Annotated in this window: 25 protein-coding genes; 17 read left to right on the forward strand and 8 right to left on the reverse strand. The window is 72.2% G+C overall.

The window, feature by feature from the left end:
* Window positions 1–59: 59 nt before the first annotated feature.
* The 7 genes from ABH926_RS12825 (at window position 60) to ABH926_RS12855 (ending at window position 5,999) form a co-directional block, all read left to right on the forward strand.
* Complete coding sequence (locus ABH926_RS12825; protein ID WP_370365695.1) at window positions 60–1,265, forward strand: ABC transporter ATP-binding protein; 1,206 nt, start codon at window positions 60–62, stop codon at window positions 1,263–1,265.
* Complete coding sequence (locus tag ABH926_RS12830) at window positions 1,258–2,214, forward strand: ABC transporter permease (protein WP_370365696.1); 957 nt, start codon at window positions 1,258–1,260, stop codon at window positions 2,212–2,214. Before ABH926_RS12825 ends, ABH926_RS12830 begins: the two co-directional genes overlap by 8 nt.
* Entirely contained in the window at window positions 2,211–3,200 is a 990-nt protein-coding gene (locus ABH926_RS12835; protein ID WP_370365697.1) for an ABC transporter ATP-binding protein, read from the forward strand. The genes ABH926_RS12830 and ABH926_RS12835 overlap by 4 nt, the downstream gene beginning before the upstream one ends.
* Before the next feature lie 13 nt (window positions 3,201–3,213).
* Complete coding sequence (locus ABH926_RS12840; RefSeq protein WP_370365698.1) at window positions 3,214–4,008, forward strand: ABC transporter permease subunit; 795 nt, start codon at window positions 3,214–3,216, stop codon at window positions 4,006–4,008.
* A 28-nt stretch (window positions 4,009–4,036) separates the two neighbouring features.
* On the forward strand, window positions 4,037–4,165 hold the full coding sequence (locus ABH926_RS12845; protein WP_370365699.1) for a hypothetical protein: 129 nt from the start codon (window positions 4,037–4,039) through the stop codon (window positions 4,163–4,165).
* Window positions 4,166–4,479: 314 nt separating this feature from the next.
* A complete protein-coding gene (locus tag ABH926_RS12850) occupies window positions 4,480–4,983 on the forward strand; it encodes a SigE family RNA polymerase sigma factor (RefSeq protein ID WP_370365700.1) in 504 nt (167 codons plus the stop codon).
* A gap of 14 nt (window positions 4,984–4,997) precedes the next feature.
* On the forward strand, window positions 4,998–5,999 hold the full coding sequence (locus ABH926_RS12855; RefSeq protein WP_370365701.1) for a hypothetical protein: 1,002 nt from the start codon (window positions 4,998–5,000) through the stop codon (window positions 5,997–5,999).
* A 61-nt stretch (window positions 6,000–6,060) separates the two neighbouring features.
* Here ABH926_RS12855 and coaA read toward each other — a convergent pair whose 3' ends face one another.
* Entirely contained in the window at window positions 6,061–7,047 is a 987-nt protein-coding gene (coaA, locus tag ABH926_RS12860) for a type I pantothenate kinase (protein ID WP_370365702.1), read from the reverse strand.
* A gap of 86 nt (window positions 7,048–7,133) precedes the next feature.
* Here coaA and glmS point away from each other — a divergent pair, with 86 nt between their 5' ends.
* Both glmS and ABH926_RS12870 read left to right on the forward strand, forming a co-directional pair.
* Window positions 7,134–9,023, forward strand: a complete 1,890-nt coding sequence (glmS, locus tag ABH926_RS12865; protein ID WP_370365703.1) for a glutamine--fructose-6-phosphate transaminase (isomerizing) — start codon at window positions 7,134–7,136, stop codon at window positions 9,021–9,023.
* A gap of 17 nt (window positions 9,024–9,040) precedes the next feature.
* A complete protein-coding gene (locus ABH926_RS12870) occupies window positions 9,041–9,391 on the forward strand; it encodes a holo-ACP synthase (RefSeq protein WP_370365704.1) in 351 nt (116 codons plus the stop codon).
* Between the two features lie 304 nt (window positions 9,392–9,695).
* On the opposite strand, the gene ABH926_RS12875 is transcribed toward ABH926_RS12870, so the two are convergent.
* Complete coding sequence (locus tag ABH926_RS12875; protein ID WP_370365706.1) at window positions 9,696–10,337, reverse strand: DUF1707 domain-containing protein; 642 nt, start codon at window positions 10,335–10,337, stop codon at window positions 9,696–9,698.
* Between the two features lie 100 nt (window positions 10,338–10,437).
* Between ABH926_RS12875 and ABH926_RS12880 the strand changes: the two genes are divergently transcribed.
* The gene (locus tag ABH926_RS12880) at window positions 10,438–11,949 is read left to right on the forward strand and encodes an NAD(P)H-hydrate dehydratase (protein WP_370365707.1); all 1,512 of its coding nucleotides are present in this window, start codon (window positions 10,438–10,440) and stop codon (window positions 11,947–11,949) included.
* On the opposite strand, the gene ABH926_RS12885 is transcribed toward ABH926_RS12880, so the two are convergent.
* Genes ABH926_RS12885 through ABH926_RS12895 form a run of 3 tightly spaced genes read right to left on the reverse strand, consistent with a single transcriptional unit; the run spans window position 11,846 to window position 14,588 of the window.
* Window positions 11,846–13,123: an MFS transporter gene (locus ABH926_RS12885; RefSeq protein ID WP_370365708.1), complete on the reverse strand. Its 1,278-nt coding sequence runs from the start codon at window positions 13,121–13,123 to the stop codon at window positions 11,846–11,848. The genes ABH926_RS12880 and ABH926_RS12885 overlap by 104 nt on opposite strands.
* A 13-nt stretch (window positions 13,124–13,136) precedes the next feature.
* Window positions 13,137–13,730: a helix-turn-helix domain-containing protein gene (locus tag ABH926_RS12890; RefSeq protein WP_370365710.1), complete on the reverse strand. Its 594-nt coding sequence runs from the start codon at window positions 13,728–13,730 to the stop codon at window positions 13,137–13,139.
* Window positions 13,731–13,781: 51 nt separating this feature from the next.
* Window positions 13,782–14,588: a GNAT family N-acetyltransferase gene (locus ABH926_RS12895; RefSeq protein ID WP_370365711.1), complete on the reverse strand. Its 807-nt coding sequence runs from the start codon at window positions 14,586–14,588 to the stop codon at window positions 13,782–13,784.
* 104 nt (window positions 14,589–14,692) lie between these two features.
* On the opposite strand from ABH926_RS12895, the gene alr reads away from it, so the two are divergent.
* The 6 genes from alr (at window position 14,693) to ABH926_RS12925 (ending at window position 21,877) form a co-directional block, all read left to right on the forward strand.
* The gene (gene alr, locus ABH926_RS12900; RefSeq protein WP_370365712.1) at window positions 14,693–15,874 is read left to right on the forward strand and encodes an alanine racemase; all 1,182 of its coding nucleotides are present in this window, start codon (window positions 14,693–14,695) and stop codon (window positions 15,872–15,874) included.
* 52 nt (window positions 15,875–15,926) lie between these two features.
* Complete coding sequence (locus tag ABH926_RS12905; RefSeq protein WP_370365713.1) at window positions 15,927–17,084, forward strand: alpha/beta fold hydrolase; 1,158 nt, start codon at window positions 15,927–15,929, stop codon at window positions 17,082–17,084.
* A 92-nt stretch (window positions 17,085–17,176) separates the two neighbouring features.
* Entirely contained in the window at window positions 17,177–17,899 is a 723-nt protein-coding gene (locus ABH926_RS12910; RefSeq protein WP_370365714.1) for a glycosyltransferase family 2 protein, read from the forward strand.
* A complete protein-coding gene (locus tag ABH926_RS12915; RefSeq protein WP_370365715.1) occupies window positions 17,896–18,270 on the forward strand; it encodes a DUF2304 domain-containing protein in 375 nt (124 codons plus the stop codon). The genes ABH926_RS12910 and ABH926_RS12915 overlap by 4 nt, the downstream gene beginning before the upstream one ends.
* On the forward strand, window positions 18,267–20,201 hold the full coding sequence (locus ABH926_RS12920; protein WP_370365716.1) for an NAD-dependent epimerase/dehydratase family protein: 1,935 nt from the start codon (window positions 18,267–18,269) through the stop codon (window positions 20,199–20,201). Before ABH926_RS12915 ends, ABH926_RS12920 begins: the two co-directional genes overlap by 4 nt.
* A complete protein-coding gene (locus ABH926_RS12925; protein WP_370365717.1) occupies window positions 20,198–21,877 on the forward strand; it encodes a DUF2142 domain-containing protein in 1,680 nt (559 codons plus the stop codon). Before ABH926_RS12920 ends, ABH926_RS12925 begins: the two co-directional genes overlap by 4 nt.
* Before the next feature lie 75 nt (window positions 21,878–21,952).
* Here the strand turns inward: ABH926_RS12925 and ABH926_RS12930 are convergent, their stop codons facing one another.
* Window positions 21,953–23,542, reverse strand: coding sequence for a hypothetical protein (locus ABH926_RS12930; RefSeq protein ID WP_370365718.1), 1,590 nt, complete (start codon window positions 23,540–23,542; stop codon window positions 21,953–21,955).
* A gap of 189 nt (window positions 23,543–23,731) precedes the next feature.
* Window positions 23,732–25,078 (reverse strand): lipopolysaccharide biosynthesis protein, encoded by a 1,347-nt coding sequence (locus ABH926_RS12935; protein WP_370365719.1) that lies wholly within the window; start codon window positions 25,076–25,078, stop codon window positions 23,732–23,734.
* Window positions 25,079–25,250: 172 nt separating this feature from the next.
* On the opposite strand from ABH926_RS12935, the gene tsaE reads away from it, so the two are divergent.
* Window positions 25,251–25,799, forward strand: coding sequence for a tRNA (adenosine(37)-N6)-threonylcarbamoyltransferase complex ATPase subunit type 1 TsaE (tsaE, locus tag ABH926_RS12940; RefSeq protein WP_370365721.1), 549 nt, complete (start codon window positions 25,251–25,253; stop codon window positions 25,797–25,799).
* A 23-nt stretch (window positions 25,800–25,822) separates the two neighbouring features.
* Here tsaE and ABH926_RS12945 read toward each other — a convergent pair whose 3' ends face one another.
* The gene (locus tag ABH926_RS12945; RefSeq protein WP_370365723.1) at window positions 25,823–26,452 is read right to left on the reverse strand and encodes a hypothetical protein; all 630 of its coding nucleotides are present in this window, start codon (window positions 26,450–26,452) and stop codon (window positions 25,823–25,825) included.
* Between the last annotated feature and the right edge of the window lie 33 nt (window positions 26,453–26,485).

A 26,485-nucleotide genomic window follows, 5' to 3' on the forward strand; every position in this document is an offset into this window, starting at 1 on the left:
GGGCATCGGAGACTTCAAGCTGAAGCGCGGCGGGTCCCTGGCTCTCTACCGTTGTCACCATGACCACAGCCACGGCACCAACGGCCCCGCGGGCCGTCCCGGCAGCCTCCGCCGCCGTGATCGAGGCATCCGGCCTCACCAAGCGCTACAACGGCGCCGCCCGGGGCGCGGTGACGGCACTGGACGGCCTGACCCTGTCCGTCCCGGCCGGCGTCATCGGGCTGGTCGGGGCGAACGGCGCGGGCAAGTCGACGCTGATCAAGATCCTGCTCGGGCTGCTGGCCCCGTCCTCCGGCTCGGCCTCGGTCCTCGGGTACGACGTCGTCGACCAGGCCGAGCGCATCAGGACCCTGGTCGGCTACATGCCCGAGCACGACTGCCTGCCGCCCGACGTGACCGCCACCGAGTTCGTCACGCATATGGGCCGCATGGGCGGCCTGCCGCCGACCGCCGCCAAGGAGCGGGCCGCCGAATCGCTGCGCCACGTCGGCCTGCACGAGGAGCGCTACCGCCTGATCGGCACCTACTCCACCGGCATGAAGCAGCGCGTGAAGCTGGCCCAGGCACTGGTCGGCGACCCGCGCCTGCTGCTGCTGGACGAGCCCACCAACGGCCTGGACCCGGCCGGCCGCGAGGCGATGCTGGACCTGGTCGAGCGCATCGGCGCCGAGTTCGGCATCTCCATCCTGGTCGCCTCGCACCTGCTGGGCGAGATCGAGCAGATCTGCGACTCCCTGGTCGCCATCGAATCCGGCAAGCTGCTGCGCGCGGCCTCCATGTCGGCCTTCACCAAGGCCAGCGCGGTCCTGGCGGTCGAGGTCGACGAGGGCGCGGCGAAGCTGGCGGCGGCGCTGAAGAGCGCCGGCCTCACGCCGCGCCGCGACGGCCGGGCGCTGCTGGTCCGGCTCGGGGCGACCGAGGAGGAGTCCGACGGGATCTACGACGCGATCCGGGACGCGGTGGCCGACCTCGGGCTGCCGCTGAACCGGCTGGAGCGGCGGCGGCACCGGGTCGAGGAGCTGTTCGCCGACGAGGAGTTCGACGATCTGGACGGTCCCGACGAGCGCGACGGGTCCGAGGCCGGACCGCTCGCCGGCACCGCCGCACCCTCGGCCGCCGCCGCCGCCTCTGCCGCATCAGCCACGGCCGCCGCTGCCGCTGCCGCAGATCCCGCCGCACCCGCCGCCGACGCCGCCGCAGTACCCCCGGCCCCCGCCGCCGAAGCCTCCGCCGAAGCCGCCGAGAGCGAGACCGACCATGAGTAGCGAAACCGCCGCCGCCGGCTCGCCGTCCGGCGTCATCCACGACATCGGCTACCGCACCTACACCGGCGACCGCGTCGGCCGCCTGGGCGTCGTCCGCGCCCTGTACTGGCACAGCCTGCGCTCGGCCTGGGGCCTGGGCCGCGGCCCGCGCGCCAAGGTCGTGCCCTTCATGGCCCTGGTCATCATGTGCCTGCCGGCCATCGCGAACGCCTTCGCGGTCTCCAGGACCGGCGTCCACGCCATCCGCTACGACGAGTACATGTTCAGCTTCCAGCTGGTCCTCGTCCTGTACCTGGCGGCCGTGACCCCGGAGCTGATCTCCCGCGACATCCGCAATCGCGCCCTGCCGCTGTACTTCTCCCGGCCGCTGCGCCGCACCGACTACCCGATCGCGAAGGTCAGCGCCCTGATCACCGCGATGCTGGTGCTCACCGCGGTCCCCGAGCTGCTGCTCTACGTCGGCACCATCGGCTCGCTGCACGGCGGCTCCGCCGTCTGGGCCGAGACCCGGGCCTTCATCCCCGGCCTGGAGCTGGCGCTGCTGTACTCCGTCGTGTTCAGCGTCCTGGCCGCGGTGCTCTCCTGCTACACGGGCCGCCGCGCCTTCGCCACCGGCGCCGTCGCGGTGTTCTTCTTCGGGTCCTGGGTCATCTCCTCCGCGCTGATCCACCTGACCGGGTTCCAGCCGCACTACCACCACAACGCCGACGGCACCGGCTACTTCGTGAAGCCCGAGTCGGTCGGCACCGGGCCCAAGATCTCCGGCCTGCTGAGCCCGGCGAACCTGCTCGAAGGGCTGAAGGAGTGGATCGTCGGCCGAGCGCCGAAGAACGCCGACGTGCCCTACCCCGGCAGCTTCGGAATCGTGTACCTGGCCGTGGTCGCCGTGCTCTGCGCGCTGGCCGTCCTCCTCCTGATTCGCCGCTACCAGAAGGCGAGCCTGCTGTGACCATCGACGACATCCCCGTGCAGCGCGAGACGCCGGCCCCGGCGCCGGTGCGGGCGCCGAACGGCGGCCCGGCCGAGATCGTGCTGGACAACGTGACCCACTGGTACGGCAACGTGGTCGCGGTCAACGACATCACGATGACCATCGGCCCGGGCGTGACCGGCCTGCTCGGCCCGAACGGCGCCGGCAAGTCCACGCTGCTGCACCTGGTCTCCGGCTTCCTGTCGCCCTCGCGCGGCACGGTCACCGTGGCCGGCCAGACCGCGTGGCACAACCCCGGCATCTACAAGGTGATCGGCCTGGTGCCCGAGCGCGACTCGGTCTACGCCTTCCTGACCGGCCGGCAGTTCGTCGCCGCGACGGCCAAGCTGCACAAGCTGCCCGACGTCGAGGCCGCCGTGGCCCGCGCGCTGCGCATGGTCGAGATGGACACCGAGGCCGCCGACCGCCGCATCGAGACCTACTCCAAGGGCATGCGCCAGCGCATCAAGGTGGCCGCCGCGCTCGTGCACGACCCGCGCGTGCTGCTGCTGGACGAGCCGTTCAACGGCATGGACCCGCGCCAGCGCATGCACATGATGGACCTGCTGCACCGGCTCGGCGACGCCGGCCACACCATCGTGTTCTCCTCGCACATCCTGGAGGAGGTCGAGAAGCTCAGCGGCACGGTGCAGGTCATCGTGGCCGGCCGGCTGGCCGCCTCCGGCGACTACCGCACCATCCGCCGGCTGATGACCAGCCGTCCGCACGTGTTCCAGGTCGCCTCCAGCGACGACCGGACCCTGGCCGCGGCGCTGATCGGCCGGCCGTCGGTCAACGGCGTGGAGCTGAACCCCGGCGGCGGCTTGGAGGTGCGGGCCGGCGACTACGGCGCGTTCAGCCGGGAGCTGGCGGCGGTGGCGCGCGAGCACCATGTGCGGCTGCGCGCGGTGCTGCCCGCCGACGAGTCGCTGGAGTCCGTGTTCACCTATCTGGTGGCGTCGTAAGGAGCTGACACAGATGTCAACCGTCTTCAATCCCACGATCGCCGCCATCACGCTGCGCGGTCTGCTGGGCCGGCGCCGCTCGCTGCTGATCGCGCTGCCCCCGGCGCTGCTGCTGGCCCTGACCATCGGGCTGCGCGCCGCCACCAACATCAACAGCTCGCACGATTTCGGCTGGCCCGGCGTGGTGCTCGGGCAGATCGGGCTGGTCACGCTGCTGCCGCTGACCGCGATGATCATCGGCACCTCGGTGCTGGGCACCGAGGTCGACGACGCCTCGATCCTGCACCTGCTGGCCACCCCGGTCAGCCGGGCCACCGTGATGTTCACCAAGTGGATCGTGGCCTCCGGCGCGACCCTGGTGTTCGCCGTGGTGCCGATCGCGATCGCGGCCTTCATCGGCACCTCCGGCTACGTCGACAACCCCGGCCCGCTGGACATGACGTTCACGCCGGTCAAGGGCGACGCCTCCGAGGCGGTCGGCGTCATCGTCGCCGCCGCGATCGGGGCCCTGGTCTACAGCGCGTTCTTCCTGTTCCTGTCGGTGGTGACCAAGCGCTCGGTGGCCGTGACCCTGATCTACATCCTGGTCTGGGAGAGCCTGCTGACCCGCTATGTCAGCGGCCTGCGCCTGCTGTCCATCGGCCAGTACGAACTGGGCCTGGCCGACAAGATCGGGCACCTGCCGAACCTCGGCGCGAACCTCTCGCTGAGCACCTCGGTGATCATGTCCGTGGCGTTCACCGTCGTGGCGCTGGGCTATGGGACGCGGCGGCTGCAGTCCTTCCGCGTATCAGGTGAGGCGGCCTGACCTGAACGCACGGGAATAGGCTCCGCGCATGGAAAGCGTGCGTCGCGAGCCTGTTCCCGTTCTGCGCGGCCTCGTGCACCACTACCACGGACTCCATTTCCCGGACGTCGCCGAGCGCTCGCGCCTGGACTCCCGTGCGGCGCGGTCACGGTGCTGATCGCCTTCGCCGATCCGATCCGATCCGATCCGATCCGGATCGGCCTGGCCTCGGCTGGCCGACGGCTTCCCGACGCTCGGCGAGGTGCTTGGTTGGCGGAGCTGCGGCGCGGCGCCCTACCCGGCTCCGCGCTCGACCGGCTCCCCGGACGGGTGACCAGCGTGTTGTTGGGCTGACCGGCGCGGCGCCGGCGGCGTCCGCCCCCGGCCGCGGCCGTGTCTTGTAGAAAACGGAGACACGCAGCTCACTGCTTCCAACCGATCCGCCCGCCACGGCATTGAGTACTGGTGAGTCGGCGATCAACGGGAGGGTGGATGAGCGACGAGGAGGACTTCCGGCAATTCGCCGCGAGCCGCCAGAAGCAGCTGCTGCGCGGTGCGTATCTGCTGTGCGGGGACTGGCATAGCGCCGAGGATCTGGTGCAGACGGCCTTCGGGCTGATGTACCGCTCCTGGCGCCGGATCAAGCGGGTCGAGCATCCGGACGCGTACGCCAAACAGGTGCTGTACCGCTGTCACCTGTCGGCGAAGCGGAAGAAGCGGTTCGCGACGGTGTCGATCGAATCCGTGTCCGAACCGCCCGCGCCGGGCGACGGCTACGGCGACGGCACCACCGCCGTCCTGCTGGAGGCGCTCGCCGACCTGCCGGACCGGGCCAGGGCTGTGGTGGTGCTGCGGTTCTGGGAGGACTACTCGGTCGCGCAGACCGCCGAAGCCCTCGGCGTCTCACAGGGGACCGTGAAGAGTCAGAGTTCGCGGGCCCTGACGCTGCTACGGGTCCGGATCGGCGACTCGCTCAGTGACATCCGTCGAGACTGATGAAGGAGGAATCGATGACGGACCATGAGAGCGACGATGTCAGGGCCTTGTTCCAGGATGCCGACCTGGACCGGGTCCCCACCTCGCGCGACCTGATCGGCCCCGCCGTCGCCTGGGGGAACGGACGGCGCCGCCGCGACCGGTGGACGACGGCCGGCGTGACCGGTGCGGTGGCCGCGGTGGCGCTCGCCGGGGTGCTGGCGCTACGGCCCGGCGGCGACGGCGGGCCCGAATCGGTCGGCTCGGGTCATGCCGCGACGACGACGCAAAGCGCTGCCGAGCCCGCCAAGCCGAATCCCACCGCGCCCATGACCACCCCGGCGGTGTTCCAGCTTTCGGGGAATCCGCCGCAGCGTGAGCAACAACTGCTCGACGCGTTGAAGCCGTATCTCCCGGCAGGAGTCCGGATCTCCTGCCGGGGCATCGGGCAGGCCGGCATGTGCACGACACTGACGATCACCGGGCCGACCGGGACCAGCCTCGCGCAGTGGGCCCCCGGCGACTACGACTATCGGGCCGCTCCCGTCGACGCGAAGTACAACCACCCCCACCAGGCGACGGCGGCGATCCCCCTGGTCTCCGGAACGGTCCAGGTGCCCGGAGGAACGGTCCTGGTCACCTCCACCGACACCGAGGCGCAGGACAGCCTCAGTGACAAGACGATGGTGACCGATCCCACGGCGCTGGTCTTCCACACAGCGGTGTACGAGTTCATCCCCAGCGGCACCGCCCCGGCGTTCAGCATGGAGCTGACCGAAATGGTCCGGGACATGCCCTGGAGGCCCGGCACCGAGGTCCCCGACGCGCACGCGCTGTGGGGCTTCGACCAGAACGGTCCGGTGCTGAGCCCGCAGCAGTTCGCGACGTTGGCGACCTCGCCGCTGTTCCCGACGGTCCGCCAGCAGCTGGCCGACCTGAACCTGCAGGTGATGGCCGCCCCGACCACCGCCTCGACCACCGCCCCGTCCACCGCCTCGAACACCGCCCCGAACACCGCGCCGTCCACCTCGCGGTGAAAGCGCGATGCGCGGGCCGGAACTCGACTTCGACCCGCGCATCGCTTTCCCGGACCGGCGGTCACGGCTTGCGCAGCCGCACCCGCTCCACTCGGTGATCAGCGCCCTTGAGCAGCACCAGCCGCGCCCGGCCCCGGGTCGGCAGGATGTTGTCCATCAGGTTCCGCTCGTTGATCGACGTCCAGATCTCCAGCGCCAGCCCCCGCGCCGCCTCGTCGGACAGCGAGGCGAACTTGTGGAAGTAGGACTGCGGGTCGCTGAACGCCGTCGAGCGCAGCGCCAGGAACCGGTCTGTGTACCAGGTCTTCAGGTCCGAGCGGCGCGCGTCGAGGTAGACCGAGAAGTCCAGGAAGTCCGACACCGCCAGCGAGGTCCGGCCGTCGGCCCGGGTGCGGGCCGGCTGCAGCAGGTTCAGGCCCTCCACGAGCAGGATGTCCGGCCGCTTCACCTCGACGCACTCGCCCGGGACGATGTCGTAGACCAGGTGCGAGTACACCGGCGCCTCCACCGCCTCCTGGCCGGACTTCACCGCCGACAGGAAGCGCAGGAACGCGCGCTGGTCGTAGGACTCCGGGAAGCCCTTGCGCCCCATCAGGCCGCGGCGCTCCAGCTCGGCGTTCGGGTACAGGAAGCCGTCGGTGGTGATGAGGCCCACTTCGGGATGCTCCGGGCTGCGGGCGAGCAGGTCGCGCAGCGTGCGGGAGAACGTGGACTTGCCCACCGAGACCGAGCCGGCGATGCCGATGACGAACGGCGGCGCGGTCTCCGGCGTCCACTGGCCCTGCCGGTCCCCGCCGCCGGCGCCCGCGGCGAAAGACGCGATGGTGCCGCGCAGCTCCGAGGTGGCCCGCACATACAGGCTGAGCAGCTGGGTCAGCGGCAGGTAGACATCGCGCACCTCGTCGATGTCGGTGACGTCGAGCAGCCCGCGCAGCCGCTCGATCTCGGGCTCGGTCAGCGGCATCGGAGTCAGGTCCCGCAGGGCGGCCCACTCTTCCCGGCTGAACTCCAGGAAAGGGCTGGGAGCAGACGGCGCGGTGTTGGTCACCCGGCCAACCCTACCGACAGGTAGTCATGCCCTGGATTGGTCTGTACCAATCCAGGTCACCGGGCATACCACTATGCTCTGGACCCATGTGCGGAATCGTGGGTTACGTAGGCTCCCAGCAAGCCCTGGGTATCGTCATTGAGGGTCTGCGTCGGATGGAGTACCGGGGCTACGACTCGGCGGGCATCGCCGTGGTCGACCGGTCCGGCGGCGAGGCGCGGCTGGCCGGCGCCAAGAAGGCCGGGAAGCTGGCGAACCTGGAGAAGGAACTCGACGCCCGCCCCCTCCCGGCGTCGACCACGGGCCTGGGCCACACCCGCTGGGCCACCCACGGCGGACCCACCGACGGCAACGCCCACCCGCACTTCAGTGCCACCGACGGTGCCTACAGCGCCACCGCCGGCAAGGTCGCGGTGATCCACAACGGCATCATCGAGAACTTCGCGCGGCTGAAGGCCGAACTGGCCGGCGAGGGCCTGGAGTTCCTGTCCGAGACCGACACCGAGGTGGTCGCGCACCTGCTGGCCCGCGACTTCGCCGCGGCCGGCGACGGCGACCTGGGCGCCGCGATGCGCCGGGTCGTGAACCGGCTGCAGGGCGCCTTCACGCTGGTCGCCGTGCACGCCGACGCCCCCGACGTGGTGGTCGGCGCGCGCCGCAACTCCCCGCTGGTGATCGGCGTCGGCGAGGGCGAGGCGTTCCTGGCCTCGGACGTCTCGGCGTTCATCGCGCACACCCGCGAGGCCATCGAGATGGGCCAGGACCAGGTCGCCGAGGTCTTCCGGGACGGCTCGGTGAAGATCACCACCTTCGACGGCGAGGTCGTCGAGGGCAAGCGGTTCCACGTCTCCTGGGACGCCTCGGCCGCCGAGAAGGGCGGCTACGACTGGTTCATGCAGAAGGAGATCGCCGAGCAGCCGCAGGCGGTCGCCGACACCCTGCTGGGCCGGGTCAACGGCGACGGCAAGCTGACCCTGGACGAGATGCGGCTGACCGAGGACGAGCTGCGCGCCGTCACGAAGATCATCGTGATCGCCTGCGGCACCGCCTACCACGCCGGCCTGATCGCCAAGTACGCCATCGAGCACTGGACCCGGATCCCGGTCGAGGTCGAGCTGGCCAGCGAGTTCCGCTACCGGGACCCGATCCTGACCAAGGACACGCTGGTGATAGCGATCTCGCAGTCCGGCGAGACCATGGACACCCTGATGGCCATGCGGCACGCCCGCGAGCAGCACTCCCGGGTCCTGGCGATCTGCAACACCAACGGCTCCACCATCCCGCGCGAGTCCGACGCCGTGGTCTACACCCACGGCGGCCCGGAGATCGGCGTGGCCTCCACCAAGGCGTTCCTGACCCAGCTCACCGCCTGCTACCTGGTCGGCCTGTACCTGGCGCAGGTGCGCGGCGTGAAGTTCAACGACGAGGTGGCCGAGGTCCTCACCCAGCTGTCGGACTCCCCGGCGGCGATCGCCGAGACCCTGAACCGCATGGAGCCGGTCCGCAAGCTGGCCCGCTCCATGGTCGGCGCGCGCACGGTGCTGTTCCTGGGCCGCCACGTCGGCTACCCGATGGCCCTGGAGGGCGCGCTCAAGCTCAAGGAGCTGGCCTACATCCACGCCGAGGGCTTCGCCGCCGGCGAGCTCAAGCACGGCCCGATCGCCCTGATCGAGCAGGACCTGCCGGTGGTGGTCGTGGTGCCCTCGCCGAAGCGGCCGCTGCTGCACGACAAGATCGTGAGCAACATCCAGGAGATCCGGGCCCGCGGCGCCAAGACCATCGTCATCGCCGAGGACGGCGACGACGTGGTCACCCCCTACGCGGACTTCCTGTTCCACGTCCCGGAGCTGCCGATCCTGCTGCAGCCGCTGGTGGCCACGGTCCCGCTGCAGGTGTTCGCCGCCGAACTGGCGGACGCCCTGGGCTACGACGTGGACCAGCCGCGTAACCTGGCGAAGTCGGTCACGGTGGAGTAGGTCGAGTAAGGACGCGCATGATCCTGGGTGTGGGCATCGACGTGGTGGACGTCGAACGGTTCGCGGCCTCGCTGGCCCGCACCCCGGCTCTGCGGGAGAAGCTGTTCACGCCCGCCGAGCGCGAGCGCGGCACGGCCTCCCTGGCCGCCCGCTTCGCGGCGAAGGAGGCACTGGCCAAGTCCCTCGGCGCGCCCCGCGGCCTGCGCTGGCACGACGGCGAGGTGGTGACCCTGCCGGACGGCCGGCCGGAGCTGCGGGTCACCGGGACGGTCGCGGCGCTGGCGGACTCGCGCGGGATCCGGACGTTCCACGTGTCGCTGTCGCATGACGCCGGGATCGCTTCGGCGGTGGTCATCGCCGAGGGGTGAGGCGGTCGGGCCGGGCGGCGGCACTTCGGGCCTCTTCAGCCGCGGCGCTTGCCGAGCGGCGCTCGCACCTGGTCTGCGCGATGCCCGTGTCGCTTACCGGCGCCGCTTGCCGAGCAGCAAGCCGGGCCGTCTGCGCGTGCCCGCGATGCTTTACCGGCAGTGCTCACCGAGCAGCGAGCCGGCAGCCGCCGCAGCTCGCCGCCCGCGACCCCTCACCGATGCCGCTCCCCGAACGGCGCACCGGGCCGCCCCGCGGGCCGCGTCCCCGACGGTCCGCCGGGCCTGCGCCCGGCCGGCCCCGGCCTCATCGCGGCAGCGACTGCTGCCGGGCCCGCTGCGCCAGCCGCTCGCGCCGGCGCTCCGCGAACCGCGAGAGCCGCCGCACCCGCAGGTTGGTGTGCTCAGCCTGGCCGCTGAGCGTGAGTCGGATCGCGTCCGGCGCGGCCGGCCCGAGGCCGGGCTGGCCGAGGTTGGCGTGCCGGGTCGCCAGGCCCGAGGTGTCCAGCACCGTGCCGGCCGGCACCAGGATGCGCAGGTTCGCGTGCCGTACGTCCAGCACCATGTCGACCTCGCGGGCGCCGCTGAACACCGCCTCGGTGAAATCCAGCAGGACGTTGCCGTGCCGCACCGTGACGTTCAGCTGCCGCGGCACCAGCCACGCGCCGCGCTTGTGCGTGTTCCCGTGCGAGATGGTGATGTTCTGCGAAGCCTGCGCCTCGGTCCGGCGCGCCAGACCCGCCTGCTGCGTCGCACGCGGCAGGTCCTTGGTGAGCTTGTCCAGCTCGCCGTAGGTCCGGGCGCTCATCGCGGCCTCGATCCGCTGGTCGAGCTCGTCGCCGTCGATGCGTCCGTCGCCGGCGGCCACCCGCAGCTGGTCGACGATGATGTCGCGGTCCTCGTGCGACGCCCGCATCTCTGCCCGCGGCACCGGAAAGTCCTGCGACACGAAGTGTCTCCTTAACGGGTGGTGGTGGGAGACGGGCGGGCCCTCCCCTGACATGGCGGAGATCCTATCGAGGCCTGCCGGGCCATGACAGGGTGTACACATGCTGAGGGCGCATTCGGTAGACCAGGTCCGGCACGCGGAGGCCGCGCTCATGGCGCGTCTGCCCGACGGCGAGCTGATGCAGCGCGCCGTCTCCGGTCTGGCGTCGGAGTGCGTCAGGCTGCTGGGACGGGTGTACGGCGCGCGCGTCGTCGTCATCGCCGGCAGCGGCGACAACGGCGGCGACGCCCTGTACGCCGCCGCACGCCTGGCCCGCCGCGGCGCGAAGGTCGAAGCCGTCCTGCTCGACGAGGCGCGGGCGCACGCCGGCGGCCTGGCGGCCGTGCGGGCCGCGGGCGGCCGCGTGAGCCCGGCGGGGGAGTCGCGCTACAGCGAAGCCGACCTGGTCCTCGACGGCGTCGTCGGCATCGGCGGTCGCGGTGGTCTGCGACCGAACGCGGCAGGGCTCTTCGAACAGATCGAGGCGGCCGGCCCGCTCATCGTCGCCGTCGACCTGCCCAGCGGCATCGACGCCGACACCGGCGAAGTCGCCGGCCCCGCGGTCCACGCCGATGTCACCGTCACCTTCGGCACCTACAAGCCCGGCCTGCTCATCTCCCCGGGCGCCGAACATGTCGGCGACCTCCGCTTCGTCGACATCGGCCTGGCGCCGTACCTGGAAGGCGCCCCGGTTCTGGAGGCCCTGGAAGCCGCCGACGTCGAAGCGCTGCTGCCCACGGCCTCCGCCGAGAGCAACAAGTACCGCCGCGGCGTCGTCGGCCTCGCCGCCGGATCCCCCCGCTACCCGGGCGCGGCCGTCCTCGCGACCGGCGCGGCCCTGCGCAGCGGCGTGGGGGCGGTGCGGTTCGTCGGCGAGCCCGAGGTCGTCGACGGCGTCCTGGCCCGCTACCCCGAAGTGCTGATCGGCGAGGGCCGGGTCCAGTCCTGGGTCGTCGGCCCCGGTATCGGCCCGGACAGCGCCGACCGTGTCGCCTCCGCCCTGGCCGCCGAGGTCCCGGTCCTCGTCGACGCGGACGGCCTGGCCGCCCTGGCCGCTCGCGGCAAGCCCCTCGACCGCGACCACCCGACGCTGCTCACCCCGCACGCCGGCGAGGCGGCCCGCCTGCTACGCGACCCCTGGAGCGCCGAGCACGTCGAGGCCCGCCGGCTGGCCGCCGTGCGCGAACTCGCCGGCCGCTTCGGCTGCACCGTTCTGTTGAAGGGTTCGACCACACTCGTCGCAGACCCCGGCGACTCCGCCGTCCGGGTGAACCGCACCGGCACCCCGGCCCTGGCCACCGCGGGCTCCGGCGACGTGCTGTCAGGGCTCGCAGGCGGCCTGCTCGCCTCGGGCCTGTCCGCGCACGACGCCGCCAGCGTCGCGGCCTATCTGCACGGCCAGGCAGCCCTCGACCTCCAACGCCGCCACCCGGGCCGCCAGCTCATCGCCGGGGACCTGGTCGAAGCCCTCACCGCTGCGCCTGCGGAGCCTGCGGCGTCTGCGGAGCCCGCACCGTCCGGAATCCCCGCGACAGCAGGCACACCAACCCCAGCACCTCGACGGCGCCGCTGATCCCGAACGCCGCCCGCAGCCCCAGCGCCCCCACCATCAGGCCCATCAAGCCCATGGTCAGCGGCACGATCCCGAGCGAGATCAGCGTCGTGACACTCCCGACCCGCCCCCGGAAGGCGTCGTCGCACTCCGCCTGCATCACGACCGTCGCCGGCACGCCCATGGCGCTGGACAGCACCCCGACCGTCGCCGCGACCGCGACCGCCACGCCCAGCGCGGGAGCCAGCGCCATCGCCGCCCCGGCAGCACCCTGAGCAGCCCCGGCCCAAGCCAGCCAGACCCCGAGACCGCCCCGCAGCCGCACCTTCGCCATCAGCACCGCGCCCAAGGCCGCCCCGACCCCGAACCCGGTCAGCAGCAGCCCGATCCCCGGCGCGCCCCACCCGCGCCGGGTGGCCAGCAGCGCCGCGCCCACGTTCAGCGGCCCGACCATCCCGATGTTCGTCAGCGCAAGCCAGACCACGAACGGCCCCAGCACCGCGTGCCGCCGCAGATAGCCGAGCCCGGCCGCGAAGCTGCGGCCGAACGGCTCCTTGCGCGCGTCCCGGGTTCCCGCCGCGGCCTCATCGCCCCCGACCCGCAGCCCCACCAGACTCGCCACCGACACGGCGAAGCTCACCGCGTCCACCACCAGCGCCGCCGCGAACCCCGCCGAGGCCGCGACCAGTCCGCCCAACGGCGCCCCCACCGTCAGCGCCAGCCGCCCCGACAGCGTCCACAGCACCGCACCGCCGGAGTACTGATGCGGCTCCAGCAGCCGAGGCCGCAAGGCCACCGACGCCGGCATGAACAGCGCGTCCACGGCCCCGAACACCACCGCGACCGCCGCCAACAGCCCCAACCCGGGCGAGGCCGCCGCCGCGAACGCCGCGGCCCCCAGGCACACCGCCATCCGCAGCGCGTCGCTGCCGATCATCAGCTTCCGGGCGTCGAACCGGTCGACGATCACCCCGCCGAACAGCACCAGCAGCAGCCGCGGTATCGCGGAGACCGACAACACCAGCCCGGCGGCAGCCGGTGACGCCGACCGCACCGCGGCATAGGACAGCGCGACGTACCAGACCTGATCCCCGAGCGCGCTTAGCGTGGCGCCGCCGAGCAACCGCAGATACCGCGGGTTCCGCAGAGCCGGTGTAGGCCGCGAGAGGACCGGTGCGACGACGACAGCAGTCATCGTGGATCCCCCCTCAGACCTTCTCGGGGAAGGCGTGGAAGAACAGGAACACCTGTTCCCGCCCGTCCACCGGCTGCTCCTCAGGGCGCAGCGCGGGATCCCGCCGCCCGAGCGCCGCCCACTTGCGCATCACCGCGTTCAGCTCGTCGCTGAGCCCGCGCAGCTCCTCCCGGGTCAGCCGCAGGTTCGTGCTGGTCGCGGTCCCCGCGGCCTGCCACTCCGGCGACCATTCGGCCTTCCGGGTGACATACGCCTCCAGCCGCTCGAACTGGTCCCGCACGGTCTGCGCGAACGCCGCGTCGGCCACGGCCTGCCCCTCCGGCGTCTGGAAATCGGCACTCGACCAGCTGAACGTCCCCTGCGGCACCCGCCACCACCGCTCCCGCCGGTCCCGGGCCAGCTCGGGCACCTCCTCGATGAACCCCCGCTTGCCCAGCTCCCGCAGGTGGTAGCTGATCTGCCCGGGGTCGGCGCCGTCCAGGTGCGCGGCGAGGATGGTCGTCGTCGACGGCCCGAGCTGCGTCAGCAGCCGGTACAGCCGCTGGCGCAGCGGATGCGACAGGCCCTTGAGGATTTCGGGATCGGTGATGCGGCGCGGCTCGGTCATACCGGCCACGCTACATACAGAAGATTCCTTCTGCAAGGTGTCTTCTGTAACTTAGGGCTTCCAGATGAACAGCATCTCCCCGAGGCTCCGGTACCCGATCGTCGAATACAGCCGCTCCTGGTCGGGCCCGGCAGGGGACAGCCAGACACAGTCCAGCGCCGCGACCTCCAGCAGATGCCGCGACAGTGCCGCGGTGACCGCGGCCCCGGCCCCGCGCCGCCGGAACGCCGGCCGCGTACCGATCCCGCCGATCTCCGTGGTCCCGGCGATCGCCGGCCCGCAGCCGCCGCCGGCCATCGCCACGCCGGCGTGTGCGCTGCCGGCGGCACCGCGCGCCAGCACCGTGAACCTCCCCGCGTTCACCATTTCCCGCAGGCCCGCGACCTCGCTGGAAAGGTCGGCGTCCGCCAGCGACTCACCGGCCCGTTCCCCGAACGCCTCCTGCTGGGCCAGCGCGACGCCCCGCAGCTCCTCGTCCGTCGCCGACTTGTCCAGCACCTTGACCTCGATGCCGTCCAGCGCCGCCGGCCCGTCCAGCTCGGCCGAGGTCACCACCATGAACGGCAGCCGCTGCTGCACCTCGAACCCGGCGGCCAGCAGCGCCTCCTCGACCCCCGGCGCGCCGCCCGGCGCGAACTCCAGCCGCGGAATCCGCTCCCGCTTCGCGAAAGCCTCGAGCAACGCCTCGATGTCCTCGGGCGTCACTACAGCGTCGGCCTCTGGAACCGCGTAGTTCATGAAGGGATGTGCGTTGCCGGCGTCGAACCCGATGTGGAACGGCCCACACGCCTCGTTCACCGCCCGGCTGCGCGCGTTGCCGTGCAGGTAGCCGTTGACCTTCGCTTCCAGCGATTCCAAAATCGAGAACCCCCACCGTTGAGCAGGGCTACGAGGGCCCTGGACCCGGCCCATGGAGACGGCCGTCACCATCAAGACCGCGACAGCCTGGCAGACTACCGTCGATGACAGACCTGACCGCCACCGATTTTCCGTCCGGCGCCACACTGCGCGCCGAGGCGCGGATCGACCTGGACGCGATCCGCGCGAACACCCGCCGCGTCGGCCAGATCGTCGCCGAGTCCGGGGCCGGGGTCATGGCGGTCGTGAAGGCCGACGCCTACGGCCACGGCGCCGTCCCGTGCGCCCGCGCCGCCAAGCAGGCCGGCGCCGCCTGGCTCGGCACGGCCCTGCCCGAGGAGGCGCTGCAGCTGCGCGCCGCCGGGCTGACCGGCCCGATCCTGGCCTGGCTGCACCCGGCCGGCGGGCCCTGGGACCAGCTGATCGCCCACGAGATCGACGTCACCGCCTACGCCCCCTGGGTCCTGGAGGAGATCACCGCCGCCGCGCAGCGCCTGGGCACCCCGGCGCGCGTGCAGCTCAAGGCCGACACGGGCCTCGGGCGCGGCGGCACCCAGCCGCACGACTGGCTGGAACTGGTCGAGCTGGCCGCCAAGGCCGAGGCCGCCGGGCACATCCGGGTCACCGGCGTGTGGTCGCACTTCGCCTGCGCCGACGAGCCCGGCCACCCCTCCATCCGGGCCCAGCTGGACCTCTTCCACCTGGCGCTGGCCACCGCCGACCACGCGGGCCTGCGCCCGGAGGTCCGGCACATCGCCAACAGCCCGGCCACCCTGAGCCTGCCCGAGGCGCACTTCGACCTGGTCCGTCCGGGCCTGGCCCTCTACGGCCTGACCCCGCTGCCGGACACCACCCCGGCGGACTTCGGCCTGCGCCCGGCGATGACGCTGGTGGCGCGCGTCGCGCTGGTCAAGAACGCCCCGGCCGAGCACGGCGTGTCCTACGGCCACATCCACCACACGGCCGCGCCCACGACCCTGGCGCTGGTCCCGCTCGGCTACGCCGACGGCCTGCCCCGCAACTCCTCCAACGTCGGCGAGGTCCTGATCGGCGGCAAGCGCCACCGGGTCGCCGGGCGCATGGCGATGGACCAGTTCGTCGTCGACCTGGAAGACCCCGAGGCCGTCCGCGACGTGCACGTCGGCGACGAGGTGGTGGTCTTCGGCCCCGGCGATCGCGGCGAGCCGACCGCCGAGGACTGGGCGCGGGCCACCGGCACGCTGAACTACGAGATCGTCACCCGCATCGGTCCGCGTGTCCCGCGGGTCTACCTCGGGAACTCGTGACGTAAGGGCCGGGGGGTTTCCACCGCCGGGCCCGTCGAGCGGAAGGGGTGTCATGGCAGTGAGCACCGCGAAGAAGGCGGGCATCGCCGGGGCCGCGGTCGGGGTGATCGCCGCCGGGGCGGCCGCCGGCTTCGCCATCGAGCGCGCCACCATCGGCCGGGCGGTCCGCCGGCTGGCCGAGCCCCGCCGCCTGGCCGAGCCCTACGGCACCCTGCGCGGCAGGCCCCTGACGGTGCGTGCCGAGGACGGCGTCGGGCTGTACGTCGAGGTCGACGGCCCGCAGTTGTTCACCGGCGGCGCCGGCTGGGCCCGCCGTCGCGCCGCCAGCCGGGCCGACGCCGGCCCGACCCTGGTGTTCTGCCACGGCTACGCCCTGCACCAGGACACCTGGCACTACCAGCGCGCGGAGTTCTCCGCGACGCACCGCTGCGTGTTCTGGGACCAGCGCGGCCACGGCCGCTCCGAGCGCGGCACGGCCGCCTCGCACACCATCGACCAGATAGGGCGAGACCTGTACACCCTCCTGGAGGCGGTGTGCCCGGACGGCGACGTGGTCCTCATCGGCCACTCCATGGGCGGTATGACGATCATGGCGCTGGCCGCCGAGCATCCCGAGCTGTTCGGCGGCCCGGACGCCGGCGAGCACGCGCGGGTGCGCGGCGTCGTGCTGTGCTCCACCACCGACGGTCACTGGGACGAGATGACGCTCGGCCTGCCCGCGCGGGCCGCGCAGCTGTTCCAGCGCACCGCCCCCGGGGTGTTCGCGCTGCTGGGCCGCGGCCACAGCCTGGTGGACCGGACCCGCCGCGCCGGCACGGACCTGGCGCAGCTGCTGACCCGCCGCTACGCCTTCGCCTCCGATGTGCCGCCGGGCCTGGTCCGCTTCACCGACGAGATGCTGTCCAGCACCCCGATGGACGTCATCGCCGACTTCTTCCCGACCTTCTCCGCGCACGAGAAGGTCACCGCGCTGGTCACGCTGGGCCGGGTGCCGGTGGAGATCATCGTCGGCGACCACGACCTGCTGACGCCGGCGTTCCACAGCGAGCGGATGGCCGCGGCGATCGACGCCGCCGCGCCGGACGAGGGCGGCCACGCCGGCCTGGAGATCGTCCCGGCCGGCGGCCACGTTCTGCCGCTGGAGCACCCCGACGCCGTGGACAGCGCGATCCGCCGGGTCCTGGCCCGCGCGGACGCATCAAGCCGATAGGTCCGACAGATCCATTAGGTCCGTTGGATCCAATAGGCCCATTAGGCCTAATCACTCTGCGCGTCGTGCGTTGACCGCACAATGTGGGAGCTGTGCAGACAGCGGAGGCTTCCGGCCCGCCCGGGACTTCGGAGTTCGACGACGTTTGGGTCGTCATCCCCGTCTACAACGAGGGCTCGGTGATCGCCGACGTCGTCGCCGGCGTGCTGCCGACGTTCCCGAACGTGGTGTGCGTGGACGACGGCTCGCGCGACGACTCGGCCCAACACATCGTCGGCACGGCCGCGCACCTAGTCAGCCATCCGGTGAACCTGGGCCAGGGCGCCGCGCTGCAGACCGGCCTGGAGTACGCGCTGCTGCAGGACGGCGCGGAGTACTTCGTCACCTTCGACGCCGACGGCCAGCACCGCGTCGAGGACGCCGCCGAACTGGTGCGCGCGGTCCGCGACGGCGGCGCGGACGTGGCCCTGGGCTCCCGCTTCCTCAGCGGCACCGTGCACGTGCCGTGGCTCAAGCGGGCGCTGCTGAAGACCGTCGCCGCGCTCAGCCCCGCGGCCCGCCGCCTGCAGCTGACCGACGCCCACAACGGCCTGCGGGTCCTGAACCGGGCCGCCGCCTCCCAGCTCAAGATCACCATGAACGGCATGGCCCACGCCTCGGAGATCGTGGACTACCTGGCGCGCTCGGAGCTGGCGGTCACCGAGGTGCCGGTGACCGTGCTCTACACCGACTACTCCAAGGCCAAGGGGCAGTCCCTGATCAACGGTGTCAACATCCTGTTCGACCTGTCCCTGCGGTCCCGGAGGACGCCATGATCATTCAGGCCATCCTGCTGGTGGTCGCGGCGGTCTTCCTGCTGCTGTTCATCCGGAACTGGTACTCGGTGCAGACCAGGGCCCTGAAGCGGCTGGCGTTCCTGGTCTTCATCGCCATGATGGTGATCGCGGTCCTGCGGCCCAACTGGGTGAACTCCGTGGCCCACAAGGTCGGCGTGGGCCGCGGCACCGACCTGGTGCTCTACGTGCTGGCGGTGGCCTTCGTCTTCGTCTCGGTGAACACCTACTTCCGGCTGAAGACCCAGGAGGCGCGGTTCACCGAGCTGGCCCGGGCCATCGCCGTGCGGGACGCGACCGAGCTGAACGCGCAGCGCCTCGGGCGCGGGCCGGTGCGGGAGGGGCGGCGATGAGCGGGGCGACAGATGCCGCCGGGCCTAGCGGACCGACCGATGCTGCCGGGCCGAGCGGGCCGAGCGGGGCGATCGCCGGCGACAAGATCCTGATCACCGGCGGCGCCGGCTTCATCGGCTCCGCCGTCGCCTCAGCCTGCCTCGACGCCGACCTCGTCCCGGTGATCCTGGACAACCTGTCCACCGGCCGCCGGGAGCTCACCGAGGACCGGATCTTCTACGAGGGCGACATCGCCGACACCACCCTGCTGGACCAGATCTTCGCCGAGCACCCGGACATCACCGCCGCCGTGCACTGCGCCGCGCTGACCATCGTCCCGGAGTCGGTCGCCAACCCGATCCGCTACTACCGCGAGAACGTCACCAAGACCCTGGAACTGATCGAGGGCCTGGTCCGCAACGGCTGCCGCCGCCTGGTCTTCTCCTCCTCGGCCTCGGCCTATGCCGCGTTCACTTCGGGCTATGGGGCAGGATCGCCCAGCCCCTACGCGCGCACCAAGGCCATCACCGAGTGGGTCCTGGAGGACGTGGCGCGCACCGGCGACCTGCACGCCATCGCGCTGCGCTACTTCAACCCGATCGGCGCCGACCCCGGGGCGCCGCACGTCCTGGGGAAGATGATCACCGCCTACCGGAGCGACGAGCCGTTCCACATCACCGGCGTGGACTGGCCGAACCGTGAGGCCGCCGCCCTCCGCGACGTCATCCGGGTGGGAGAGCTGGCCGAGGCGCACGTCGCGGCGTTGCGGGACTTCGACGCGATCGTGGCGCGCCACGCATCCGGCACCGTGCCCTACGAGGTGATCAACCTCGGCGCCGGGGACGGCACGACCGTCAGCACCGCCAAAGACCGCCGGCTCCTGGGCTGGACGCCGAGGTACTCCGTCGCCGAGGGCGTCCGCGACGCGCTCACCTGGGCCCGCGTCCGGGCCGGCCTGCCCGCGCCGACCCGGTCGGCGACCGTCCGGCCGGTCTCGGTCGTCGACGTCCTGATGCCCTACTACGGCGACGTCGCCATGATGCAGGAGGCGGTGCGCAGCGTCCTGGCCCAGCACGACCCGCACTGGCGCCTGACCGTGGTCGACGACGGCACCGAGCCCGGCGTCCCGGAGTGGTTCGCCGGCCTGATCGCGCAACACGGCCCCACCAAGATCCGCTACCAGCGCAACGAGGCCAACCTCGGCATCACCGGGAACTTCCAGAAATGCCTGAGCCTGGTCAGCCATCCGCTGGTCACCATGATCGGCTGCGACGACCGCATGCTCCCGGACTACATCGGCACCGTCCGGGCCCTGATGCGCGACTACCCGCGGGTCTCGCTCGCCCAGCCCGGCGTCGAGGTCATCGACGGCGCCGGCGAGGTCGTCGAACCCTGGGTCGACAAGGTCAAGCGCCGCGTCTACGCCCCGCGCGTGCACGGGGCCCTGGTCCTGGGCGGCGAATCCCTGGCCGTGAGCCTGCTGCGCGGCAACTGGATGTACTTCCCGGCGATCTGCTGGCGCGCCGAGGTCATCACGGAGGTCGGCTTCAACCCGGACCTGCGGGTCGTGCAGGACCTCGCCCTGACCCTGGAGTGGGTGCGCGCCGGGGCGCAGATCGTGGTCAGCGACACCGTCTGCTTCCAGTACCGCAGACACGCCGTCAGCGTCTCCAGCGAACAGGCCTTCAGCGGCGCGCGCTTCGCCGAGGAGCGCGACTTCTTCCTCGACGAGGCCGTCCGCATGGAGGGCCTGGGCTGGCGGCACGCGGCGCGCGCGGCCCGGGTGCACCTGTCCTCGCGGCTGCACGCGGCGACGCTGCTGCCCGGCGCGCTGCGGCGGGGCAGCCGCGACGGGGTGCGGGCGCTGGCCGGCTACGCGTTCATGCCGAACCGGCGCGGCGGGCCGCCCGGCGGGCCGGCCGGCGGGCCGGCCGGGGGAGCGGCCCGGTGAGCGGACCCGGAGCGCTGGAGCCGCCGTCGCCGCCCCTGCCGCCGTCCTCGCCCCCTCCGCCACCGCCCCCGGCGCCCCCACCGCCACCAGGACCGGAACCGGCGCCGATCCTTCCTGCCGAGCCGCCGGAACGCCGCGGCGCGAGAGTACGGCGTCGCGTCGCCTCCGTCGTCGGCCGGCCCTGGCTGCTGGCCCTGGTCGGCTTCTTCCTGGTCTCCGCCGGCTGGGCCTTCGCCTCCCCGATGTCCACCTCGCCGGACGAGCCGTCGCACATGGTGAAGGCGGTCGCGACCGCGCGCGGCGAGTTCGTGAACTCCACCACGCGCCACGAGATCACCAACGGCTTCGAGAAGACCTGGCTCGGCTATCCGCTCCCGGCCAAGTACGGGACCCTCGACGCGATGTCGGCCTGCTTCCGCTTCCAGCTGCTGTCCGCGTCCTGTGGGCAGAAGTTCGGGACCGACAACTCCACGGCGATCGTGGAGACCTCCGCGGGCAACTACAACCCCCTGTACTACTTCCCTGTAGGGGTGCCCAGCCTGTTCCTCCCTGGAGTCTCAGCGCTATACGGAATGCGCCTGTCGTCCGCGCTGCTGAACTCCGCACTGCTCGCCGCGGCGGTCGGCCTCGCCGCCGGCTGGCGCCGACCGGGCTGGCCGGTGCTCGGCGTCGTGGCGTGCGGAACCCCGATGGCGCTCTTCCTGAGCGGCACGGTGAACCCCAACGGGATGGAGGCCAGCGCCGCCGTCCTGGCCTGGACCGCCGCCATGTCCCTGGCGCTGGACGACGACCCGAAACCGGGCCAGGTGACGCGGCGCGCGATCGGGCTGGCCGTCGGCGGCGCGCTGCTGGCGAACACCAGGAGCCTGGGCATCGCCTTCGTGGCCTCCGTGCTGATCGCGCTGGTGATCGTGGCCGGCCCGCGCAAGCTCGTCTGGCTGGCCCGGTTCCGCGGGGTGCAGATCATGATGGGGGTGCTGGTGCTGGGCGGCGTCGCGGCGTTCCTGTGGAACCGCTACGCCGACACCCTCGTGACCTCGACTGTGTCCTTCCCGGACCTGAAGGCGGGGACCGTCTTCAACGAGGTGTTCTGGAGTTCCGGCACGTACATCATCCAGGTGGTCGGCACCCTCGGCTGGCTCGACGTGGCGTTGCCGCCGGGCACCACGATCGCCTGGTTCGCCGTGGCCGGGCTGCTGGTCCTGTGCGCCTTCGGCGTCGCCCGCTGGCGGGAGGCGGTGGTGATCGCCCTGCTGATCATCGGCACCGTGGCGATCCCGCTGGTCGCGCAGGTCCTGGAGGCCAAGCGCTTCGGCATCGGCTGGCAGGGCCGCTACATCCTGGCCTGGGTCCTCGGCCTGCCGGTCCTGGCCGGGCTGCTCATGGCCCGCCGCATCGGGGCGGACCTGCCCAACGCCCTGGAGCGGCGGGCCCCGGTCGCGGCCACGATCGTGCTCGCACTGGCCGGCCTCGGCGCCTTCTACTGGTCGATGACGCGCTACGCCCACGGCGGCTGGCGGAAGTACGCGATCGCCCCGATCGAGTGGAGCCCGCCCGGCGGCTGGCTCCTGTGGTGGATCGTGTACGTGGCAGGGCTCGCGGTGCTGGTCGCGGCGGTCGCGGTCCGACGGCGGGACGCGCTGTGGCATCCGCCGCCGGCTCCTCCGGCTCCCTGAATGCTGGTTTCCCTTAGGGGTCTTCTTCGCCGGTTTCCCTTAGCGAATCCCTCGGCGAATCCCTTAGCGATTCCCTCAGTGGTTCCGCGGCCCGGCGAAGTTGTTCATCCAGGACTGGTCCCCAGTGGCTGAACACTCGTGGTTGGGCGCGTACTTCGGGCAGCTGCCATCGGGCTTGCGCATTGTCTGCGACACGTAGGCGAGGATCTTGTAGCTGTTCGTCTTGGCGGGCATCCAGTAGTCCGACACCGACGACGCGGCGCTCCCCAACACCAGCAGCACTGCGGCCAGCACCCCGACGTGCGCCCCGAGCCGCGACGGCAGCGGCGGCCAGGCTCCCAGCCGCGACGCGGCGAAGGCCGTCGCCGCCGCACCCAGCACCAGGATGCAGTACAGCAACTGGTTCCCGGTGCGCGGCCACAGCTGCACGGTCCCGGTCGCCCACATCCGCGAGGCCACCTCCATCCGCCACAGCCACGTCCCGCCGAACACGCAGGCCACCGTCACCGCCAACGGCCGCCGCCACCCCAGCCACAGCGCCACCCCGAGCCCGGCGAACGTCAGCACGCTGAACAGCCCCACCCCGGCCAACTCGCCCGGCGGCGGCCACTGCCCCACATCCCCGGGCATGTCGGTCCGCCACATGGAGAAGAACGCCGGATCCGTATAAGCGTCGAAGCCATAAGCGCGGTCCACGTTCCCGGAACCGGTGAGGTCCTTGACGTACCAGCCGCACAACACCCCGAACACGGCCACCGTCACCCCGACGAACGCCAGCAGCTTCCAGACCCGCGCCTTAGCCCAGGGAAACAGCAGAAGCACAGCGGCGACCAACCCCGGCGCGCTCCACAAAGAGGACCCCGGGTAGATCAGGAACAGGACGGAGTACAGCAGCCCGAACAGCACCGCACTGACCAGCACCCGGCGCCAGCTCATGTCCCCGACGCGCATGGTGTGCCGCACCGAAACCACGAACACCGGCAAAAGCACGATCATCACAATGGCGCCATACGGCTTGTAGGGATCGATGATCGCGTACGCCGGCACCACCCCCACCACCAGCGCCCACACCGGACTGAGCACGAAACGCCACGCCACATACGCCGCCGGCCCCGTGACCGCGGCACCGCCGATCTCCATGTCCCGGAACGCCGAAGCGGTGTCGCCGTGGTGGAACAGCTGGGCCCACCACGCCAGTGCGTGCAGCGTCAGCGGCGGATACGTCGGATTCGGATTGCCGTGCCCGTGCACGATCGACTCCGACCACTCCACCAGCCGTCCGGTATCCCCGTTCAAGCCGAACAACGGCCACGGCGTCCCCTTCAACGCCACCACGATCCCCCCAGCCAGGAACCCCGACGCCAAGCCCGCCAAAGCGGCGCACACCAGGTGCTTCACCGCCCGATACAGCCGCCCTCCGCGCCACCGGTGCGCCACCATCAACGCCGCCAGCAACAGCACCCCCAGCACGGTGAACCGCACCTGCAACGCCGCCAACGCACTGACCTGCCCGGTCCGATCCAGCGGATCCACATCGACGAACCGCGCCGCGACCGGCATCACCAGCGCCCCGACCAGCGCCGCGACCACCTCGCCGACCGGGAGAGCGGCCCGCCGCAGGGTCGGGCGGACCGTCGACCAGCGTCCGGTTGTGCCGGCGGTCATCGTGTTCGGCCCTGGCCGGCCAAGACCGCGGCCCGCCGCACGGCCGGGCCGACCGCCGGGCCGACCGCCTGCCGGACCCCCGACCACCGCCCCGCTCTCCCGCTGGTCATCGCGCTCTGCCCTTCGCCGCGTGCTCGGCCCCGCTGCCGGGGGAACGACCGAGATCGCCGCCGGTCACGGTCGCACCGATCATCGAACCCTGCCCCTGCGCAGGTGCCGGACCGGCCCGCCGCCCCGGCGCCCGCCCAGGGCGCCCATCGCCTCCGGCACGCCCTCGGCCGCCCTCAGCGCCTCCGTCAGCCCCCACGCCATGACCAGCACCACCGTCACCGGCCCCCCGACCCCGCCGGCGGCCGCCGCGTGCAGCGGATCCACCGGCAGCTCCACCAGGACCACCATGACCACCGCCCCCGCGCCCCAGGCGATCGGCACCAGCCGGTGCCGGTCCATCGCCACCAGCGTCGGCTGCAGGATCGCCGCCGTCATCAGGAACACCGTCCCGATCCCCAGCACCGCCAGAAGTTCGTGGGACAGCACCGCCTTCGTCCCGAAGAACACCCGCAGCACCCACGGTCCGGCCAGCGCCAGCACCGCGGTCCCGGCCAGCCCCAGCGCCACCACCGCCCCCAGCGCCACCCGCACCCGGGCGCGCAGCGCGGCGTGGTTCCCGCGTGCCGCCGAACGAGTGAGGTCCGGCAGCAGCATCGCCTGGATCGGCGAGATCAGCAGCAGCGGGATCCGCACCAGGACGAACGCCTGCCCGAACGCCGCCGCCACCGCGTCGGAGTTCGTCAGCCGCGTGCTGGCGACCAGCGGCGGCAGATTCGCCACCAGCTGCGTCAGCAGGCTCCCGGCCACCAGCAGCGCCAGGCCGCCGGCCGCCGAGCGCTCCCCGGTCTCGAACGAGGAGACCTCGACGTCCATCCGGTCCCGCGCGCCGTCCTCGAACCCCTCGCGCAGCCACCACAGCCCGGCCAGCGTCGCGAACCCCTGCGCCGCGGCGAACGCCAGCGCGTACGCCCACGCCGGCCCGCCCCGCCCGGTGAGCACGAACACCGCCACGCACGGCACCAGCCGCCCCAGCCCCTCGGTCGCGAGCGTCGCCGCGTACCCGTGGAACTCCTGCCGCCCGCCCAGGATCCCGCGCACCCAATAACAGGCCGATCCCACCCCCGCCGCCAGGACGAGCGCGGCGAACAGGTCCCACTGCCCCCGCAGCGGACCGGACACCAGCACCGGCGACAGCGCCAGGAGCGCCACCAGCGTCAAACCGAACAGGCACGCCGCGTGCAGCCGCGCCGTCCGGGCCACCGGCGCCACCGGACGCCGCTCCGCGATGGCCCGGCTCGTGGCCCGGCTGGTCTCCTGCTCCAGCCCGACGAACACCCCGAGCGTCACCAGCCCGGCCAGGAAGTACAGCGAGGACAGCGCGGCGGCGTCCGTGGACGTCGAGGAGTGCCCGGTGACCGCCAGGAACACATACCCTGACAAACCCACCAGCAGCAGCCCCGCGGCCATCCCGACGGAGGCCCTCATGCTCACCTCCGGTGCGGGAGTCCTCGGCGCCGATCATGCCCGGCGCGGAATGCGGGTAATCAGGGCAATAAGCACAGAAGGCGGTATATGCGCCCTACGCGAACTTCGGTCAGCCCACAGCGTCTCGACGCGCGCAACTCCTGAGATCCGCGGGGCCCGGTACGGTGGACCCATGTCGGTGATCCCTGACCAAGCCGGACCCGGGCTGCCCGGACCCGTCCTGGAGACCCCGGTCGCGACCGCGGGCGAGATGAAAGAACTCGGCCGCCGCCTCGGCGCGCGGCTGCGCCGCGGCGACCTCGTGGTGCTCACCGGCGACCTCGGGGCCGGCAAGACGACCTTCACCCAGGGGCTCGGCGAGGGCCTGGGCGTCCGCGGCCCGATCACCTCGCCGACCTTCGTCATCGCCCGCGTGCACCCCTCGGTCGCCGACGGCGGGATCCCGCTGGTGCACGTCGACGCCTACCGCCTCGGCTCCCTGGACGAGCTCGACGACCTGGACCTGGACGCCTCGGTCGAGCAGTCGGTGACGGTCGTGGAATGGGGCGAGGGCAAGGCCGAGGTCCTGACCGACGACCGGCTCGACATCGTCATCTCGCGGGAGTTCGCCGAGGAGCTCGACGAGCCCGGCGACTCTGACGTGCGGTGGGTCGTGGTGCGCGGCATCGGGGAGCGGTGGACCGACCGCGACCTGGCCGCGCTCGAGGACACGGCCGGCTGAGCCGGCCCGCCCCGGGCAGAGCCCTACGCCACCACGACGACCTGTGTCTGCAACGCCGCGAACTGCCACACCGCCAGCGCGTCGTTCTGCGTCAGCCGCACCCCGCCGGTCTTCGCCTCCGGCTTCGGCGGCATCTCGTCGCCGGCCAGCGAGGCGACCGCCTCCATGGCGAACTTCGTGGTGTCGTTCTTCGGGCCCCACAGCACCTCGTACTGCACGGCGACGCGGTCGGCCGACTGGTTGTTGGCGATCCGCTTCGACACCGCGTAGGTGCCCGCCGCCGGAGTCACCGTGCTCGGCACCACCGCCGCCGACAGCTGGACCTTCTCGTCCGGGCCGACCAGCCAGATCCGCGCCTTGGACAGGCTGTACACCATGCGCTTGCCCGTGCCGCTGGAGGCCGGCAGCGCCAGTGCCGGGTCCGGAGCCGGGGTCACCGTCTGGCCGGCCGAGTTCGTCGAGGCCGGCGGCTGCTGCTTGGCGGCGGCCGCCGCCGGGGCCTTGTTCGGCGCCGAACCGTTGGCCTGCACGGCCAGCACGCCCACTCCGACCAGGGCCGCGGCGGTGATCAGGGCGACCGAGGCCATCGGGTTCACGCGGCCGCGACTGGCCCGCGCCGCCGACCGCGGACCGTTCTGCTGCTGGCTGGTCATGGGTCGTATGGTGCCAGAAAGATAGGCTGTGCG

The sequence above is a fragment of the Catenulispora sp. GP43 genome (assembly GCF_041260665.1).
GTDB lineage: Bacteria > Actinomycetota > Actinomycetes > Streptomycetales > Catenulisporaceae > Catenulispora.

Coding starts and splice junctions, on each gene's coding strand:
- ABH926_RS12825 (WP_370365695.1), top strand. CDS start 60: ATGACCACAGCCACGGCACCAACGGCCCCGCGGGCCGTCCCGGCAGCC.
- ABH926_RS12830 (WP_370365696.1), top strand. CDS start 1,258: ATGAGTAGCGAAACCGCCGCCGCCGGCTCGCCGTCCGGCGTCATCCAC.
- ABH926_RS12840 (WP_370365698.1), top strand. CDS start 3,214: ATGTCAACCGTCTTCAATCCCACGATCGCCGCCATCACGCTGCGCGGT.
- ABH926_RS12845 (WP_370365699.1), top strand. CDS start 4,037: ATGGAAAGCGTGCGTCGCGAGCCTGTTCCCGTTCTGCGCGGCCTCGTG.
- ABH926_RS12850 (WP_370365700.1), top strand. CDS start 4,480: ATGAGCGACGAGGAGGACTTCCGGCAATTCGCCGCGAGCCGCCAGAAG.
- ABH926_RS12855 (WP_370365701.1), top strand. CDS start 4,998: ATGACGGACCATGAGAGCGACGATGTCAGGGCCTTGTTCCAGGATGCC.
- glmS (WP_370365703.1), top strand. CDS start 7,134: ATGTGCGGAATCGTGGGTTACGTAGGCTCCCAGCAAGCCCTGGGTATC.
- ABH926_RS12870 (WP_370365704.1), top strand. CDS start 9,041: ATGATCCTGGGTGTGGGCATCGACGTGGTGGACGTCGAACGGTTCGCG.
- ABH926_RS12880 (WP_370365707.1), top strand. CDS start 10,438: ATGCTGAGGGCGCATTCGGTAGACCAGGTCCGGCACGCGGAGGCCGCG.
- ABH926_RS12885 (WP_370365708.1), bottom strand. CDS start 13,123: ATGACTGCTGTCGTCGTCGCACCGGTCCTCTCGCGGCCTACACCGGCT.
- ABH926_RS12890 (WP_370365710.1), bottom strand. CDS start 13,730: ATGACCGAGCCGCGCCGCATCACCGATCCCGAAATCCTCAAGGGCCTG.
- alr (WP_370365712.1), top strand. CDS start 14,693: ATGACAGACCTGACCGCCACCGATTTTCCGTCCGGCGCCACACTGCGC.
- ABH926_RS12905 (WP_370365713.1), top strand. CDS start 15,927: ATGGCAGTGAGCACCGCGAAGAAGGCGGGCATCGCCGGGGCCGCGGTC.
- ABH926_RS12915 (WP_370365715.1), top strand. CDS start 17,896: ATGATCATTCAGGCCATCCTGCTGGTGGTCGCGGCGGTCTTCCTGCTG.
- ABH926_RS12920 (WP_370365716.1), top strand. CDS start 18,267: ATGAGCGGGGCGACAGATGCCGCCGGGCCTAGCGGACCGACCGATGCT.
- ABH926_RS12930 (WP_370365718.1), bottom strand. CDS start 23,542: ATGACCGCCGGCACAACCGGACGCTGGTCGACGGTCCGCCCGACCCTG.
- ABH926_RS12935 (WP_370365719.1), bottom strand. CDS start 25,078: ATGAGGGCCTCCGTCGGGATGGCCGCGGGGCTGCTGCTGGTGGGTTTG.
- tsaE (WP_370365721.1), top strand. CDS start 25,251: ATGTCGGTGATCCCTGACCAAGCCGGACCCGGGCTGCCCGGACCCGTC.
- ABH926_RS12945 (WP_370365723.1), bottom strand. CDS start 26,452: ATGACCAGCCAGCAGCAGAACGGTCCGCGGTCGGCGGCGCGGGCCAGT.